This window comes from Amycolatopsis sp. NPDC051371 (genome assembly GCF_040682155.1).
Lineage (GTDB): Bacteria > Actinomycetota > Actinomycetes > Mycobacteriales > Pseudonocardiaceae > Amycolatopsis.
The window spans coordinates 12,776-28,980 of sequence record NZ_JBFBAG010000077.1; the positions used below are offsets into that span (position 1 = coordinate 12,776).

Below are 16,205 nucleotides of genomic sequence, written 5' to 3' on the forward strand. Positions count from 1 at the left end.
GAGACGTGACTCGCGTGATTGGAGACGGAACTCGTCAGCCGGTGATGCCGGAGCAGGGGCGGGTTCTGAGGTCGTCGACGTAGTCGGCGGGAGCTCCGGCGGCCTCCGCGGCATCGGCCAGCACGCCCAGGTAACGCGCGGAAGGCAAGCCGCCCTCGTAGGCGTCCAGGACGTACAGCCAGGCCAGTGCCGAGCCGTCCATCGTCTGGACCCGTAGGCGGATCTTCGAGTGGATGCCCAGCTCGCCGCCTTCCCAGCGGTCCAGGCCCGTCTCGTCCAGCGACGTCACGTCGTACAACACGACGAAGACCCGGGAGGCCGGGTCCTCGACGATCGTGGCCAGGGCACCTTCCCAGCCGAGGTCCTCGCCGCCGAAGGTCAGGCGCCACCCCTCCAGCCAGCCGGAGCCGGCCATCGGAGAGTGCGGCGCGCGCTCCAGCATCTGGGCGGGCTCCATGTTCGATCCGTACGCGGCATACAACGGCACGCCGACAGCGTAGCGACCCCGCGCTCACCCGAGGGGACGCACTCGCCGTGTTCGCCCACTTCAGTGTCCGGTCACCTTCGCCGCGTACGGTGAGACCACCGCACGCACTCCGAGGAGGACCCAGGTGACCAGGATCGTGATCATGGGCGGTGGCCCGGCCGGCTACGAAGCCGCGCTGGTCGCAGCCCAGCACGGGGCCGACGTCACGATCGTCGAGCGGGACGGCCTGGGTGGCGCGTGCGTCCTCTACGACTGTGTTCCTTCGAAGACGTTCATCGCGAGCTCCGGCGCGCTGGCGAAGATGCACGACCTCGGCGAGCTCGGCATCAACACCGACATGGCCGACACGAGCATCGACCTCCCGACCGTCCACGGCCGGGTGAAGGGCCTCGCGCTCGCCCAGTCCGCCGACATCCGCGCCCGCGTCCAGCGCGAAGGCGTCCGCGTCATCGTCGGCGAAGCCCGCTTCTGCGACGAAGAGCCCGGCCTCGCGACTCACAAGGTCGCCGTGACGACGCAGGACGGCACCGAAAAGCTGCCCGCCGACGTCGTCCTGATCGCCACCGGCGCCACCCCGCGCGTCCTGCCCGGCGCCGTACCCGACGGCGAGCGCATCCTCGACTGGCGCCAGCTCTACGAGCTCGACGAGCTGCCCGAGCACCTCGCCGTGATCGGCTCGGGCGTCACCGGCGCCGAGTTCGCGTCCGCCTACACCGAGATGGGCGTCAAGGTCACCGTCGTCTCCAGTCGCGACCGCGTCCTCCCGCACGAGGACGCCGACGCCGCCGCGGTGCTCGAAGAGGTCTTTTCGCAGCGTGGCACGACCGTCGCGAAGCAGGCGCGCGCCGACCGCGTCGAGCGCACCGAAAAGGGCGTCGAGATCTTCCTCGCCGACGGCCGCGTGATCGAAGCCAGCCACGCGCTGATGACCGTCGGGTCGGTCCCGAACACCAAGGACATCGGCCTCGACAAGGTCGGCATCTCGCCCGGCCCCGGCGGGTTCATCACCGTCGACCGTGTTTCACGCACCTCCGTTCCCGGGATCTACGCCGCCGGCGACTGCACCGGCCTGCTCATGCTGGCCTCGGTGGCGAGCATGCAGGGCCGCATCGCGATGTGGCACGCGCTGGGCGAGGGCGTCGCGCCGATCAAGCTCAAGACCGTCGCCGCCAACGTGTTCACCCACCCGGAGATCGCCACCGTCGGCATCAGCCAGCAGGCGATCGACTCCGGCGAGGTGCCCGCGCGCACCATCATGCTGCCCCTGGCCACCAACGCGCGCGCGAAGATGGAGGGCCTCCGCCGAGGCTTCGTGAAGCTGTTCTGCCGCCCCGCCACCGGCGTGGTCGTCGGTGGAGTCGTCGTGGCGCCGCAGGCGAGCGAGCTCATCCTTCCCATCGCGCTCGCCGTCCAGAACCAGCTCACAGTGGACCACCTGGCGCTGACATTTTCGGTGTACCCGTCGCTGTCGGGCTCGATCACCGAGGCCGGGCGCCAGCTCATGCGGCACGACGATCTCGACTGATCCGGTAGGCAACCCGTCGCGCCCCGTCGCGTCTTGTCGGTTGTAAGGCTGAAGGACGCGAAGGGTGCGAAGGTGCGCAAGACGGTGGTTTTCGTTGTGGCAGCGGTGATCGGGACGACGACGCTGGCGGGGCCGGCGCAAGCGCAGCAGCAGAGTCCCAGTCCGACGCCGAGCGCCGCGCCGGCGAAGGGCAGCGTCCAGCTCAACGTCAACACCGCGATCAACCAGACGCTCGTGGACAAGTACGTCCGCGACGCGCCGAACGTCGCGCTGGCGAAGTGTGAGGGCGCTTCACCGGCGTTCTCCTCGCCGGTGCTGACCTTCTCCAACTACACCCCGGGTCCGTTCATGGGCGCCGACGCGAACATCAGCGCCGACGCCGCGCTCATGCCGGGCACCGAAGCCGGGACCTACCCGCTGACCGTGACCTGCGGCGGCCAGACCTACAGCACGCAGTTCTCGGTGCCGGCGCCGCAGGTTTCGAAGGTGCCGTCGGGGGCGGCGAAAGCGGGCGACGGCAGTATGGCCGGCTGAATTCCCGAATACGCCGAACCGCCCCGGGGCCACGCTCCGGGGCGGTTTTTCATGACCGACGGGCGCAACCTTCCGCAGGTGGAGACGTCTTGGGGACATAAGCAAGCGGACGAAGCCGAGGCAGGGGGAACTGCGACCGGTGTCCGCGGATCTGCTTTGAGCAATCATTCCGCAGGGGAGAAAAGAATGAAGAACACCGCTGTCGTCGCGGGCATCGCCACGGCCTTCCTCGTCCTCGCGCCCGGTGCAGCGTCGGCGAGCAGGTCGCCGGCCGCGGACGCTCCGTCCGAGCACGTGGGTGTCCCGAAGGCCTACGTCCAGGTGATTCCGAAGGTCGCCCGCCCTGGCGCGAAGGTGCAGATTCGGGTGGGTTGTGCCGCCGAAGGCACGCATGACCTGACTTCGCCGGCTCTCACCATCGGCTCGCTGCGCCGCACCGGCCCGCAGAACGACCCGGCGACCGCGCCGGCCGCCGTCGCGTCCGCAGTCGTGAAGCCGGTGAAGCCGGGCGTGTACCCGCTGTCGTTCTTCTGCGGCGGTGCCGAGATCAGCACGAAGTTCACCCTGCTGGGTGCGCCGAAGCAGGTCACCAAGGTGCCGGCGGGCGCGCCGCAGACCGGCGGCACCGACGGCCCGGCCGACGGCTCCGGCACCCCGCTCGCGGCCGCGGCCGCGATGGGCGTGCTCGCGGTCGGCGGCAGCGGTCTGGTGCTGGCCCGGCGGGTCCGGCGCCGCTGATCTCCCGAGGGGGGCGGGGTAGCGTCCGGGCGGCCCAACCGATCGGGTCGCCCAGACGTGTAAACCCGCAGGAAGGGGGAGCACATGACCACGAGGATCACGAGCAGGCGCGGTTACCTGATCGCGCTGGTCGTGGCGTTGCCGGCCGCACTGGTGGTGCTGGCGCTGACGCTCGGCGGCGGGACCGGGCCGTCGACCGCGCAGCCGCCGCCCGCGCATGCCGTCGCGGTGAACCCGGCGCCCGCGGCCGGGGAGCGGCCCGCCCACGCCGTCGCCGCGCTGCCGAAGTCCGACCCGGTCTCGATCGACATCCCGAAGATCGGCGCGCACTCGTCGCTGGTCCCGCTGGGTGTCAACGCCGACAACACCATCCAGGTGCCGCCGGTGACCACGCCGCTGCAGGCGGGCTGGTACACCTACGCGCCGACGCCGGGCGAGGTCGGCCCGGCCGTCGTCCTCGGGCACGTCGACGGCAACCACCAGAAGGGCATCTTCTACCGGCTCAAGGAGCTGGCCGCCGGCGACCGCGTCTCGATCGCGCGCAAGGACGGCACGACGGCGCTCTTCGAGGTGACGAAGGTGCACCAGGTGCCGAAGCAGGACTTCGAAAACGAAGGCGTGTACGACGACACGGCCGGTCCCGAGCTGAGGCTGATCACCTGCGGCGGCGTCTTCGACCGGAGCGCGCACAACTACGTCGACAACATCGTGGTGTACGCCCGGCTCATCGGCGGCTGAGAGTCCTTCGGCCCTGTTTTTGTCGGTGCCCGGTGCAAGACTGTGTCGGCCGTCACCCGAGGCGGCGCAGACGAGGGTTGGGAGTCGACATGGTGTTCCGGGACGAACCGTGGCCTGAAGGCACGCCCAGCTGGGTGGACCTGATGGTGCCCGATCAGGCGAAGGCGGTGGCCTTCTACAGCGGCCTGTTCGGCTGGGACGTGCAGGCGGGCGGTGAGGAGACAGGCTTCTACGGCATGGCGGAGCTGCGCGGCCGGCCGGTCGCCGGGATCGGCCAGACACCGCCGGACCAGGACATGCCTCCGGTGTGGACGACGTACCTGTCGGTGTCCGACGTGGACAAGACGGCCGCGTCGATCACCGAGGCGGCCGGGCAGATCGTCGTGCCGGTGATGGAAGTGCTGAAAGAAGGCCGGATGGCGGTGGCGGCCGATCCGGCGGGCGCGGTGTTCGGGCTGTGGGAGCCGGGCAACCACCTGGGCACGCAGGTCACGGCGGCGCCCGGCACGCTCGCCTGGAACGAGTGCATGAGCCGCGACTACCCGGCGGCGAAGGCGTTCTACGAGCAGGTGTTCGGGTACGGGTTCCAGGACCTGTCGAACGACGACTTCACGTACGCGGTGCTGCTGCTCGACGGCCGCCCGGTCGGCGGGCTCGGCGCCCTGCCCGATTCGGTGCCGGCGGAGGTGCCGTCGAACTGGTCGGCGTACTTCTCGGTGGCCAACGCGGACGAGAGCGCGGCCAAGGTGGTGGAGCTGGGCGGCCAGGCGCTCGGCCGGCCGTTCGACTCACCGTACGGACGGCAGGTCCGGGTCCTGGACGACCAGGGAGTGCCGTTCTTGGTCATTTCGCCGAACGAGCAGTCCGGGAAACCGGAAGGCTGGGAGGACTGAGGGGACACCGCGCGGCCGCGGGCCGGAGACGCCGAAGACGCCCCCGGCCCGGGCCGGTCAGGCCGCTCAGTCGTCGTCGGCGACCCAGTCGAAGGTCTTCGTCACGGCCTTCTTCCAGTTGCGGAACTCGCGTTCGCGGCGGGAGTCGTCCATCGACGGGTCCCACTGCTTGTCCTGGGCCCAGTTCGTGCGGATGTCGTCCTCGGACTTCCAGAACCCGACCGCCAGGCCGGCGGCGTACGCGGCACCCAGCGCCGTCGTCTCGTTGACCACCGGGCGGATCACCGGCACGCCGAGGATGTCGGCCTGGAACTGCATCAGCAGCTCGTTGACGACCATCCCGCCGTCGACCTTGAGGGAGGTGAGCGAAACACCCGAGTCGGCGTTCATCGCTTCGAGCACCTCACGCGTCTGGAACGCCGTCGCCTCCAGGACCGCGCGAGCCAGGTGACCCTTGTTGACGAACCGGGTGAGCCCGACGATCGCGCCGCGGGCGTCGGAACGCCAGTAAGGAGCGAACAGGCCCGAGAACGCCGGGACGAAGTACGCGCCGCCGTTGTCCTCGACGCTGCGCGCGTGCTCTTCGATCTCGGCCGCCGTCCCGATCATGCCGAGGTTGTCGCGCAGCCACTGCACCAGCGAACCGGTCACCGCGATGGAGCCTTCCAGCGCGTAGACCGTGTCGTTCGAGCCGATCTTGTAGCAGATCGTGGTCAGCAGCCCGTTCTGCGACATCACCTTCTCGGTACCGGTGTTGAGCAGCATGAAGTTGCCGGTGCCGTAGGTGTTCTTGGCTTCGCCGGGCGAAAGGCAGGCCTGGCCGAACGTCGCGGCCTGCTGGTCACCCAGGATGCCCGAGATCGGCACGCCGGCCAGCGCGCCCTTCTCGCGGACCTTGCCGTACTCCTCGGACGAGGAGCGGATCTCCGGCAGCATCGAAAGGGGGATGCCCATCTCGCCGGCGATCTCGGTGTCCCACTGCAGGGTGTCGAGGTCCATCAGCATGGTGCGCGACGCGTTGGTCGGGTCGGTGACGTGCACGCCGCCGTCGGCCCCGCCGGTCATGTTCCACAGCACCCAGGTGTCCATGTTGCCGAAGATCAGGTCACCGGCTTCGGCCTTCTCGCGCGCGCCGTCGACGTTGTCGAGGATCCACTTGATCTTCGGCCCGGAGAAGTACGTCGCGAGCGGCAGGCCGACCTTGTCGCGGTAGCGCTCCTGGCCGCCGCCGAGGTTGCCGAGCTCGGTGACGATCTTGTCGGTGCGGGTGTCCTGCCAGACGATGGCGTTGTACACCGGCTTGCCGGTCTTCTTGTCCCAGACCAGCGCGGTTTCGCGCTGGTTGGTGATGCCGACCGCGACGATGTCCTTCGCGGTCAGGTCGGCCTTGGCCAGCGCGCCCGCGGCGACCCGGCGAGTGTTCTCCCAGATCTCCTCGGCGTTGTGCTCGACCCAGCCCGCCTTCGGGAAGATCTGCTCGTGCTCGCGCTGGTCGACCGAGACCACGCGGCCCTCGTGGTTGAAGATCATGCACCGGGTCGACGTGGTGCCCTGGTCGATCGCGGCTACGTACGAAGTCATCTGTGCTCCAGGAATTCGGTAAGTGGGGCGATCAGGTCAGGTTGTGCACACCGAGGTAGAGCAACGCGGCGAGCGCGCCACCGGCGAGCGGGCCGGCGACCGGGATCCACGAGTAACCCCAGTTCGCGTTGGCCTTGTTCCTGATCGGCAGCAGGAAGGCGTACGCGATGCGCGGGCCGAGGTCGCGGGCCGGGTTGATGGCGTAGCCCGTCGGCCCGCCGAGCGAAGTACCGATCACCAGGACGACGAACGAGACGCCCGCGTAGCCGAGCGCGGAGTTGCCGAATTGTGGGACCTGCTCCTTGTCCGGAAGTGCCGCCGGGCTGAGCAGGATCCAAGCCACCAGCACAAAGGTCCCGATGACCTCGGTGACGAGGTTCCACACGCGGTTCGGGATCTGCGGAGCGGTAGAGAAGATGCCGAGTGTGTTTTCGGGTTCGGGATGGTCGTCGAACTGAAGCTTGTAGGTTGCCCAACAGAGCACAGCGCCGATGATCGCGCCGGCCATCTCGCCGATGAAGTAGAAGGGGACGTCGGACCACGGCGTCTTGCCCGAGATCGCCAGCCCGAGCGTCACCGCCGGGTTCAGGTGGGCCCCGGTCGGGGCGGCGATGCTGGCGCCCGTGAAGACGGCGAACGCCCAGCCGAAGTTGATGAACAGGAACCCGGCGTTGTGACCGTTGTTCTTACGGAGCACGTGGTTCGCGACCACACCGTTGCCGAGCAGGATCAGCGCGGCCGTTCCCAGTAGTTCCCAGACGATTATTGCCCCAGCACTCACCGCTGCACCTCCACACTGGACACTCTGCGCAGGGTCGATCACGGCGTGCCACGGCACCGTTGCCGACCCACGTCCGCGCGACGTTACCGGGGCGTAGAAGCGGATACCAAGCACCGGCCAGCCGAATCTTTTCAAGATCGCGGCAAGATCGCGGAGGGTTACGCCACACGTGTCATCCGTGGACGGGCGAAGGATCACCAGGTCGTGCGATGCTGGAAGCCTCGCCAGCACGAGGAGGAGTGTCACGTGGCCAGTGCGCAGCACGCAGCGGAGACGAACCCGGCTCGACTGGGCCCGGCAAAGCGGGAACAGACCTGGCAGCGGCTCGGCAACGAGACCTTCGACCTCGTCGTCATCGGCGGCGGCGTGGTCGGCGCCGGCACGGCGCTGGACGCCGCGACGCGCGGGCTCCGGGTCGCGCTCGTCGAGGCCCGCGACCTCGCTTCCGGGACGTCGAGCCGGTCGAGCAAGCTCTTCCACGGCGGCCTGCGCTACCTGGAACAACTCGAGTTCGGCCTGGTCCGGGAAGCGCTGCGCGAACGCGAGCTGATGCTGACGACCATCGCGCCGCACCTGGTCAAGCCGGTCAGCTTCCTCTACCCGCTGACGCGCCGCGTGTGGGAGCGGCCCTACACCGCCGCCGGCCTGCTGATGTACGACACGATGGGCGGCGCCAAGAGCGTCCCGGGCCAGAAGCACCTCACCCGGGCGGGTGCGCTGCGGATGGTGCCGGCGCTCAAGCGGTCCGCGCTGATCGGCGGGATCCGCTACTACGACGCGCAGTCCGATGACGCCCGCCACACGATGACGGTCGCCCGGACGGCGGCGCACTACGGCGCGGTCGTGCGGACGTCGACCCAGGTCGTCGGGTTCCTGCGCGAGGCCGACCGGGTGTCCGGCGTGCGCGTGCGCGACGTCGAGGACGGGCGCGAGACGGAGATTTCGGCGGCCGCGGTGATCAACTGCACCGGCGTGTGGACCGACGAGCTGCAGCGCCTGTCGGGCGGCCGCGGGCGGTTCCGCGTGCGCGCCAGCAAGGGCGTGCACATCGTGGTGCCGCGCGACCGGATCGTCTCGGAGTCGGGGATGATCCTGCGCACCGAGAAGTCGGTGCTGTTCGTGATCCCGTGGCGCAACCACTGGATCGTCGGGACGACGGACACGGACTGGAACCTCGACCTCGCGCACCCGGCGGCGACGAAGCACGACATCGACTACCTCCTGGAGCACGTCAACAGCGTCCTGGCGACGCCGCTGACGCACGACGACATCGAAGGCGTGTACGCGGGGCTTCGCCCGTTGCTGGCGGGGGAGAGCGAAGAGACGTCGAAGCTCTCGCGCGAGCACGCGGTGGCGCGAGTGGCGCCGGGCCTGGTCGCGATCGCGGGCGGCAAGTACACGACGTACCGGGTGATGGCGGCGGACGCCGTCGACGCGGCGGCGGTCGACCTGCCGGGCCGTTCGCAGCCGTCGATCACGGACAAGGTCCCGCTGATCGGCGCGGACGGTTACCACGCGCTGGTCAACCAGGCCGACCACGTGGCTGCCGAGCACGGCCTCCACCCCTACCGGGTGAGGCACCTGCTGGACCGCTACGGCTCGCTGGTCAACGAGGTCCTGGCCTCGGCGAACGGCCGTCCGGAGCTGTTGAAGCCGATCGAGCACGCCCCGGACTACCTGGGCGTCGAGGTGGTGTACGCGGCGTCGCACGAGGGGGCGCTGCACCTGGAGGACGTCCTGGCCCGCCGGACGCGCATTTCGATCGAGTACGCCCACCGCGGCGTCGACTGCGCGGAGCAGGTGGCGTCGCTGGTCGGCGAGGTCCTCGGCTGGTCACCCGAAACGGTGAAGCGGGAGATCGAGGTCTACAACGCCCGGGTGGAGGCGGAGCGCGAGTCGCAATCGCAGCCGAGCGACGAAGCGGCGGACGCGTTGCGGTCGGCGGCTCCGGAGGCCCGGGCGGGCATCGTGGAGCCGGTGAGCTGAGGCGGCGTCAGGCCGTCCGGTGCCAGCGGATCAGGCGCTCGCCGGTCGGAGCCGGATCGGGCTCCGGTCCGACCAAGGTGAACCCGCAGCGCTCCGCCACGATCGCCGACGCCGCGTTGCTCTCCTCGTAGCGGTAGCTCACCTCGGTCAGCCCCAGGCCGCCGAAGCCGAAGCGCAGGGCCGCGTTCAACGCCGTCGTCGCGATGCCCTTGCCGCGCTCGGTCGGGTGGACCCAGATCGTCGCCTCGGCGTACCCCGCGGACAGGTCCAGCTCGCGCAGACCCACCTCGCCCAGAAGCCGGCCTGACGTCGGCTCCGCGATCGCCCACGAACAACGCTCGTCGCCCGCCCACTGGGCCGCCCGCAGCGCTACGTACTCCGTCGCCTCGTCGAGGGTGCGCAAGCGGTAGTTCAGCACGTACTTGCGGTGCGTCGGGTCGGCGAACGCCTCCATGAGCAGCGGCCGGTCGTCGATGTGCCGGTCGGCGCGCAGCTGGCGCAGGTAGTACGTGCCCGCGTTGATCTCCACCGGTTCCACTCCGCCCAGCCTAGCCAGGCCGGGAGCACGCCGCCCCCGGCCCGGCGATCAAGGCCGGATCACCACCGGATCAACCCGGAGTCACGGCGCCAGGCGCCAGATGACCGGCACCCCACCCTCGTCCAGCGGGCCGTTCGACGCCCACCCGGCGAACGTGCCGTCGTCGCTGACGTGGCCGGGCTGGTAGCCGGTGTAGGTGCCCGGCTGCTTCAGCTCACCCGCCGGCGTGGTGCCCCGCCACGCGATCGGCTTGCCGCGGAACGAACCCGGGACCGGTGCCAGTCCGGCTGTCAGACCGCCCACGTTCAGGTCGATGGCGTAGTCGCCGCCGGAAAGCGGCGTGGCTGCTCCGGGGTCGTCCACCGCACCGCCTGCGACGTGTTGGCGTTGGACGCGAACCCGACGACGACCCCGTCGCGGATCGCCGAGCCGTGCGGGTTCGAGAAGCCGGCGATGTCGGCCAGCGGCCGGCTCACGCCGTCCTTCCAGACGATGTCGCGTTCGACCCCGCTGAACAGGATCGAGCCGTCGTCGTCGATGTCGACCACGTTGTCGGTGCCGGGCGGGAACGACAGGATCGTCGGCGCAGCCGCACCGGCGGGCCAGACGGCCGGCGCGTCCGCGGCCGGGTCGTCGCTGATCAGCATGGCGACCGCGTCACCCCGGCGGTTGACCGCACGCATCTGGAAGTCCCGGTAGCCCGCCGGGTTCTCGCGGAGGTGGAAGCCGGTGGCGTCGAGAACGAACGAACGGTCGCTGCTGGTGTCGTAGTCGCTCGCGTCGCCGTACACCCGGCCCGAGCTGTCCTCCCCCTGGACCATCGCCCACTCGTAGCCCTCCGGCACCCCACGCAGCACCGGCCGGCCGCCGCGCCAGCTCACGACCTGGAGCTTGTCGTCGACGATGAACGAGCCCGTGTACTCACCATGGCCGTCCGAAGCGGACAGGTAACCGTGCCCCAGCGGGCTCGCCCCGGCCGGCAACGGCAGGAGCGTCGGTTTCCACGACAGCCGCACCGCCTGGGCCTGCGCCGCCGGAACCCCCAGTGCGGTGACGGCGATCGCCACGGTGGCGAGCACCCCCGCCCGCAACCACGTGTTCTTCATTTTGTCCCCTTTCCCCCGACCTGCACGATCACCACGTCCGAACCGGGGAACCGGTTGCCCGGCGAACGGAGCAATCTCAGAGCGCGGGGACCTGGGCGTTGACGGCCGTGCCACCGCCCGGCGCGCTCTCGATCGAAAGCGTTCCCGCCACCCGGCGGACGCGCTGCCGCATCGCCTCCAGGCCGAAGCCGGTGCCGTCGCCGCGGTCGCCGGGCCGGAAGCCGATGCCGTCGTCGACGTCCAGCAGCACCAGATCGTCCGAATAGGACAGTGTCACCGCGATCCGGGACGCCTTCGCGTGCTTCTCCGCGTTCGCTAGTGCCTCCTGCGCGACGCGGTAGAGCGTTTCCTCCAGGTCGGGCAGCAGGGGCCGGGCGTCGCCGGTCGTCTCCACGCGAACCGCGACTCCGGACGTCGACGACACCCGCTCGGCCAGCCGGGAAAGCGCTTCCGGCAGCTGAGCCGCGTCGAGAGGTTCCGGCCGCAGTGCTTGCACGGCCCGACGCGCTTCGCCGAGGCTGTCACGGGCGAGCGTCTTGACCTGCTCCAGCCGCCGCTCCCGGTCCGGCCCGTCGGCGGCCTCCAGCTGCGTGACGATCCCGGTCAGGCCCTGGGCGAGGGTGTCGTGGATTTCGCGGGCCATCCGCTGCCGTTCGTCGAGCACGCCGGCTTCCCGTGCCTGGGTGACGAGCTGCGCATGCAGGTCAGCGTTCTCCTCGAGCGCGGCTTCCAGCCGGACGTTCGCCTTCCGCCGCTGCTCGCTCTCCGCGCCGACGAACCACGCGGCGTACAGCAGCGGGCCGGCCATCGACAGGACCAGCACCCAGGTCGGGCTGCGGGAGTCGGAGTCGGCGGCCAGCAGCGGCAGCGTCGCCGTCGCGGCGACCGCGAAGAACCCCCATCGCGCCGGGAAGAGCACGAAGGCGAGCGGGTAGCCGAAGGACGCGAAGCCCATGAACGTGTCGTCGCGCGCCACGAGCACGGTCGCGGCCGCGAGCACGCCGGCGTAGTAGCCGGCGGCGAGCCAGGGGTGCGTCCGCCGGTGCGGGAACAGCGGGATCAGCAGCGGCACCCACACCGCCGCCGCCACGACGACGACCAGCGTGGCGCCCCGGACTCCAGGGCCCCAGAACACGCACGCGGCGAGCCCGGCCAGGCCGACGCCGGTGAAGATCGGCCCTGCCAGCCGTTCGCCTCGGGCGTCCAGCGCGCCCGGCACCACGCCCATCACGAGGGTGATTCTCGCAGGCTCAGCGCCGTCGGCGGGCCCCGGCGATCATCGCGACCACCAGCGGCAGCGCCACCGAGATGATCAGCAGCCGGCCGCGGGACAGGAAGAGCACCACGATCGCGAGGACGATCGCGATCGGGACCGCGCCGCGGATCAGGAACTGCTGCAGCGCGTTGTCGCCGGACATCACCGGCACCGGTGGCGCGGAGGCCCCGTTGAGCAACGCGCTCGGGCGCGGCGAGGGCAGGTCGTCGAACAGCGGCACGAGCTCGCTGACCCGCTTGGCCGCGGTGACCTTCGCGGAACGGGTGCCGTACTCGTCGATGTCGAGCCGCCCGGAGCGGACGTGCTCTTCGAGGACGTCCAGGGCGTCCTGGCGTTCGTCGTCGCTCAACCGCATGTCGCCCACCGTGGATCAGCGGTCCAGGCCACGCCGGTGATCGCGGTAGGAGTCGCGCAGCTCACGGCGGCGGTCCCGGTCGCGCAGGTGCCGCTCGCGGCGGTCGTGGTGATCATGATGGGCGTGGTGGTTGTGGTTCCCGCTGTGGCCCCACATCGACCGGCCGAAGATGCTCAGCCCGATCGGGACGAGGATCAGCGCGCCGTGCACGACGCCGGTGGCGATCAGCGCGATCACCGCGATCCAGACCAGCGGGACGAACGCGGCCACGAACCGCTGCGGGCCCGTCCAGCCGTCCGGCGTACCCGGGCGCCGCTGCGCGGGCTGGGCTTCCGGCGACGGCTCAGGCGCGGCCACGGCCTGCGGGACGTCGTCGTAGCGGGGGTGCGGCGCGGGCAGGTCCGCGAAGAGGTCGACGAGCTCGCCGCGCGTCTTCGCCGCGGTGATCCGCGCCGAGCGCTCGCCGTATTCGTCGATGTCGATCCGCCCCGCGCTCATGTGCTCACCGAGCGCGGACAGCGCGGACTCGCGGTTCTGGTCGCTGATCCGCAGCTGCGGAGACGGGACTTCGGTCACGTAGTCGATGGTAGGCCGCCACGGGGCGGCCCACCACGACATCTGTAACTAACTGCCCTACTTGATCTCGAGAAGCTGCGTGCCCTGCGTCACGGCGGCGCCGACCTCGACCGAGAGTCCGGTGATCGTGCCCGCTTTGTGTGCGGTGACCGGGTTCTCCATCTTCATCGCCTCGAGGACGACGATCAGCTCACCGGCTTCGACCGTCTGGCCCTCTTCGACGGCGACCTTGACGATGGTGCCCTGCATCGGCGCGGTGACGGCGTCGCCGCTCACCGCGGCCTTGCCGCCCCCGGCGCGCTTGCGCGGCTTCGCCTTGACGGCGGTGCCGCCCCCGCCGCCGCCTTCGAGCGCGAACCCGCCCGGCAGCGACACTTCCAGGCGCCGTCCGCCGACCTCGACGACGACGTTCTGGCGCGGCTCTTCCTCGGCGGCCTCGATGTCCGGCGCCACGAACGGCTCGATCTTGTTGTCGAACTCCGTCTCGATCCAGCGCGTGTGCACGCTGAAGCCGTTCTCGTCGCCGATGAACGCGGGGTCGTCGACGATCACGCGGTCGAACGGCAGCACCGTCGCCATGCCCTCGACGACCATCTCGGCCAGGGCGCGGCGGCTGCGTTCGAGAGCGTTGTTCCGGTCGGACCCGGTCACGATCAGCTTCGCCAGCATCGAGTCGAACTGGCCGCCGATCACGCTGCCGGACTCGACACCGGAGTCGACGCGCACGCCGGGGCCGCTCGGCGCGACGAACTTCGTCACCGTGCCCGGCGCGGGCAGGAAGCCGCGGCCTGCGTCCTCGCCGTTGATGCGGAACTCGATCGAGTGGCCGCGCGGCTCGGGGTCCTCGGTGATCCGCAGCTTCTCGCCGCGCGCGATGCGGAACATCTCGCGCACCAGATCGAGCCCGGTCGTCTCTTCCGACACCGGGTGCTCGACCTGCAGGCGCGTGTTGACCTCGAGGAAGGAGATGGTGCCGTCGGTGGCGACGAGGTACTCGACCGTGCCGGCGCCGTAGTACCCGGCTTCCTTGCAGATCGCCTTGGCCGATTCGTGGATGCGCTTGCGCTGCTCGTCGCTCAGGAACGGCGCGGGCGCCTCCTCGACGAGCTTCTGGTGCCGTCGCTGCAGCGAGCAGTCGCGGGTGCCGACGACGATCGCGTTGCCGTGCTGGTCGGCCAGCACCTGCGCCTCGACGTGACGCGGCTTGTCCAGGTAGCGCTCGACGAAGCACTCGCCGCGGCCGAACGCGGCGACCGCTTCCCGCGTCGCCGACTCGAACAGCTCGGGGATCTCTTCGCGGGTGCGCGCGACCTTGAGGCCGCGGCCACCGCCGCCGAACGCGGCCTTGATGGCCACCGGCAGGCCGTACTCGTCGGCGAACGCGACGATCTCGTCGGCGTCCTTGGCCGGCTCCTTCGTGCCCGGCACCAGCGGCGCGCCCGCGCGCAGGGCGATGTGGCGCGCGGTGACCTTGTCGCCGAGGTCGCGGATGGCCTGCGGGCTCGGCCCGATCCAGGTCAGCCCGGCGTCGAGGACGGCCTGGGCGAAGTCCGCGTTCTCGGAGAGGAATCCGTAACCCGGGTGTACCGAGTCGGCACCCGAGCGCTTGGCGGCGTCGAGGAGCTTGTCGGAGTTCAGGTAGCTCTCGGCGGCCGTGGTGCCGCCGAGCGCGAAGGCCTCGTCGGCCAGGCGCACATGCGGTGCGTCGCGATCCGGGTCGGCGTACACCGCCACGCTGGCCAGACCAGCGTCCTTGGCGGCTCTGATCACGCGTACCGCGATCTCGCCCCGGTTGGCGACCAGGATCTTGGTCACCGGACCACCGGTGGATTCGCCGACCTGCTCGGCCACCCCGCACCTCCTGCGTCCGACAGCTGCATTGCTGACCGCCCTCGCGGTACCGGGGAGTCTACGGACCTGGCGTCGGGAGTCCCTTGAGTGAGAGCTGAACCACGCTCAGACGTGGTGGCGCAGCTCCTGCGGCAGCGGCGAATCGAGCACGATGACGTCGTACGGGTTCGCCGCGTGGACCTTCGGCAGGTGCTCGGTGTTCACCAGCACCCACGGCTGGTGCTCGCCGCAGCAGTCGATCAGCCGGTCGAGCGCGGTGAACGCGACCAGGGCGGTGCGGCCGTCCGGCGTGCGGCGCAGCTCGATCGACGCGCCTTCGGTCTCGGCGCTGACCGGGCCGGTCGGCAGGTACAGGGCAGGCGGCAGGTTCGGGTTCGTCACCCGGACAACATAGACGGACACGCTCCGCTAGCCCGGGGTGCCTCCGCCGGGTGCACGGCCGGGGGATTTCAGCCACACCCCGCCGGGCCGCTGCCCACACACAGTCGCGACCCGGCTTACGCTCTGTCTCATGCGGACTTCGGCGGCGCGCACGCCTCGGTCGGCGCTGCTCACCGCGGTGCTGGCCGCGGTGGTGACCCTCGGCGCGATCGCCGCGGTGTTCCTGCTGCGGCCGCGGCCGGAAGAGCCCGTCGGCGTGGCCGAACCCGCGGCCGCCCCGGTGTCCCCGGTGGTCACCTGCGGCGGCGGCCCGTGCCGCCAGCTCGCGGCGATGACGGTCGGCGGCACGCCGGTGGTGCTGCTGACCGACGCGGCGGGCGGTTCGGCGCGGGTGCGCGTCGGGCCGGAGCCGGGCACGGTGTTCGAGCTGTCGGTCGCCCAGCTGGGCGTGCGGCTGGACCAGAACTCGCTGCGCTGCATCGACGGCGCGGCGCCGACGTGCCTGGTCCGCGGCGACGTCGGCGACCGGGGCACCACCGCGTACGGCGAGCTGCTGGTCGCGAGCGGGGGAGTCTGGCGCGCGCCGGGCAAGCCGTACTTCGCGGACGCGGGGACGCTGTCGCTCTACGACGTCACGGCCGACGGCCGGCCGGACGTGATCGTGGTCCGCCACGACTGCCGCGGCGTGGAGACCGGAACGCCCGAGTGCGACGCGGCCCCGGTGCTGGGCCAGGTGTACGACCTGACGGGCAAGTCGGTCGGCTGCACGCGCCGGTACACGGCGCCGTCGGACCTGCGCGGCTGGCCGGACATCCGGCTGACCCGCACCGACCTGCGCACCTGCCCCGGCTGAAAGCCG

At 70.7% G+C, this 16,205-nt stretch carries 18 protein-coding genes; 7 read left to right on the forward strand and 11 right to left on the reverse strand.

Features of this window, described 5'->3' with window-relative positions:
• Positions 1-34 precede the first annotated feature (34 nt).
• Complete coding sequence (locus AB0M59_RS50520) at positions 35-487, reverse strand: gamma-glutamylcyclotransferase (protein WP_364630592.1); 453 nt, start codon at positions 485-487, stop codon at positions 35-37.
• Positions 488-611: 124 nt separating this feature from the next.
• On the opposite strand from AB0M59_RS50520, the gene AB0M59_RS50525 reads away from it, so the two are divergent.
• From AB0M59_RS50525 to AB0M59_RS50545, 5 genes are all read left to right on the forward strand, one after another.
• Complete coding sequence (locus tag AB0M59_RS50525) at positions 612-2,012, forward strand: NAD(P)H-quinone dehydrogenase (RefSeq protein ID WP_364630595.1); 1,401 nt, start codon at positions 612-614, stop codon at positions 2,010-2,012.
• Positions 2,013-2,096: 84 nt separating this feature from the next.
• Positions 2,097-2,546: a hypothetical protein gene (locus AB0M59_RS50530; RefSeq protein ID WP_364630598.1), complete on the forward strand. Its 450-nt coding sequence runs from the start codon at positions 2,097-2,099 to the stop codon at positions 2,544-2,546.
• 186 nt (positions 2,547-2,732) lie between these two features.
• Entirely contained in the window at positions 2,733-3,284 is a 552-nt protein-coding gene (locus AB0M59_RS50535; protein WP_364630600.1) for a hypothetical protein, read from the forward strand.
• Between the two features lie 84 nt (positions 3,285-3,368).
• Positions 3,369-4,022 (forward strand): class F sortase, encoded by a 654-nt coding sequence (locus AB0M59_RS50540; protein WP_364630602.1) that lies wholly within the window; start codon positions 3,369-3,371, stop codon positions 4,020-4,022.
• 89 nt (positions 4,023-4,111) lie between these two features.
• Positions 4,112-4,915 (forward strand): VOC family protein, encoded by an 804-nt coding sequence (locus AB0M59_RS50545; protein WP_364630605.1) that lies wholly within the window; start codon positions 4,112-4,114, stop codon positions 4,913-4,915.
• Positions 4,916-4,981: 66 nt separating this feature from the next.
• Here AB0M59_RS50545 and glpK read toward each other — a convergent pair whose 3' ends face one another.
• Entirely contained in the window at positions 4,982-6,496 is a 1,515-nt protein-coding gene (glpK, locus tag AB0M59_RS50550; RefSeq protein ID WP_364630607.1) for a glycerol kinase GlpK, read from the reverse strand.
• 31 nt (positions 6,497-6,527) lie between these two features.
• Positions 6,528-7,277, reverse strand: a complete 750-nt coding sequence (locus AB0M59_RS50555; protein WP_364630667.1) for an MIP/aquaporin family protein — start codon at positions 7,275-7,277, stop codon at positions 6,528-6,530.
• 246 nt (positions 7,278-7,523) lie between these two features.
• Here AB0M59_RS50555 and AB0M59_RS50560 point away from each other — a divergent pair, with 246 nt between their 5' ends.
• Entirely contained in the window at positions 7,524-9,263 is a 1,740-nt protein-coding gene (locus tag AB0M59_RS50560; RefSeq protein ID WP_364630610.1) for a glycerol-3-phosphate dehydrogenase/oxidase, read from the forward strand.
• A 7-nt stretch (positions 9,264-9,270) separates the two neighbouring features.
• On the opposite strand, the gene AB0M59_RS50565 is transcribed toward AB0M59_RS50560, so the two are convergent.
• The 8 genes from AB0M59_RS50565 to AB0M59_RS50600 all read right to left on the reverse strand — a co-directional run bounded on the left by AB0M59_RS50565 (position 9,271) and on the right by AB0M59_RS50600 (position 15,346).
• Positions 9,271-9,801, reverse strand: a complete 531-nt coding sequence (locus tag AB0M59_RS50565) for a GNAT family N-acetyltransferase (RefSeq protein WP_364630613.1) — start codon at positions 9,799-9,801, stop codon at positions 9,271-9,273.
• 81 nt (positions 9,802-9,882) lie between these two features.
• The gene (locus AB0M59_RS50570) at positions 9,883-10,164 is read right to left on the reverse strand and encodes a hypothetical protein (protein WP_364630616.1); all 282 of its coding nucleotides are present in this window, start codon (positions 10,162-10,164) and stop codon (positions 9,883-9,885) included.
• On the reverse strand, positions 10,107-10,907 hold the full coding sequence (locus tag AB0M59_RS50575) for a hypothetical protein (RefSeq protein WP_364630619.1): 801 nt from the start codon (positions 10,905-10,907) through the stop codon (positions 10,107-10,109). The genes AB0M59_RS50570 and AB0M59_RS50575 overlap by 58 nt, the downstream gene beginning before the upstream one ends.
• A gap of 76 nt (positions 10,908-10,983) precedes the next feature.
• Positions 10,984-12,135, reverse strand: a complete 1,152-nt coding sequence (locus AB0M59_RS50580) for a sensor histidine kinase (protein ID WP_364630670.1) — start codon at positions 12,133-12,135, stop codon at positions 10,984-10,986.
• 22 nt (positions 12,136-12,157) lie between these two features.
• Positions 12,158-12,547: a DUF1707 domain-containing protein gene (locus AB0M59_RS50585; protein WP_364630622.1), complete on the reverse strand. Its 390-nt coding sequence runs from the start codon at positions 12,545-12,547 to the stop codon at positions 12,158-12,160.
• Positions 12,548-12,553: 6 nt separating this feature from the next.
• Positions 12,554-13,114 carry a DUF1707 domain-containing protein gene (locus tag AB0M59_RS50590; RefSeq protein WP_364630624.1) on the reverse strand — a complete coding sequence of 187 codons (561 nt, stop codon included), beginning with the start codon at positions 13,112-13,114 and terminating at the stop codon, positions 12,554-12,556.
• 57 nt (positions 13,115-13,171) lie between these two features.
• A complete protein-coding gene (locus tag AB0M59_RS50595; RefSeq protein ID WP_364630627.1) occupies positions 13,172-14,965 on the reverse strand; it encodes an acetyl/propionyl/methylcrotonyl-CoA carboxylase subunit alpha in 1,794 nt (597 codons plus the stop codon).
• A 105-nt stretch (positions 14,966-15,070) separates the two neighbouring features.
• Positions 15,071-15,346 carry an SAV_915 family protein gene (locus AB0M59_RS50600; RefSeq protein WP_364630630.1) on the reverse strand — a complete coding sequence of 92 codons (276 nt, stop codon included), beginning with the start codon at positions 15,344-15,346 and terminating at the stop codon, positions 15,071-15,073.
• Between the two features lie 130 nt (positions 15,347-15,476).
• Between AB0M59_RS50600 and AB0M59_RS50605 the strand changes: the two genes are divergently transcribed.
• Entirely contained in the window at positions 15,477-16,199 is a 723-nt protein-coding gene (locus tag AB0M59_RS50605; RefSeq protein WP_364630632.1) for a hypothetical protein, read from the forward strand.
• Positions 16,200-16,205: the final 6 nt, after the last annotated feature.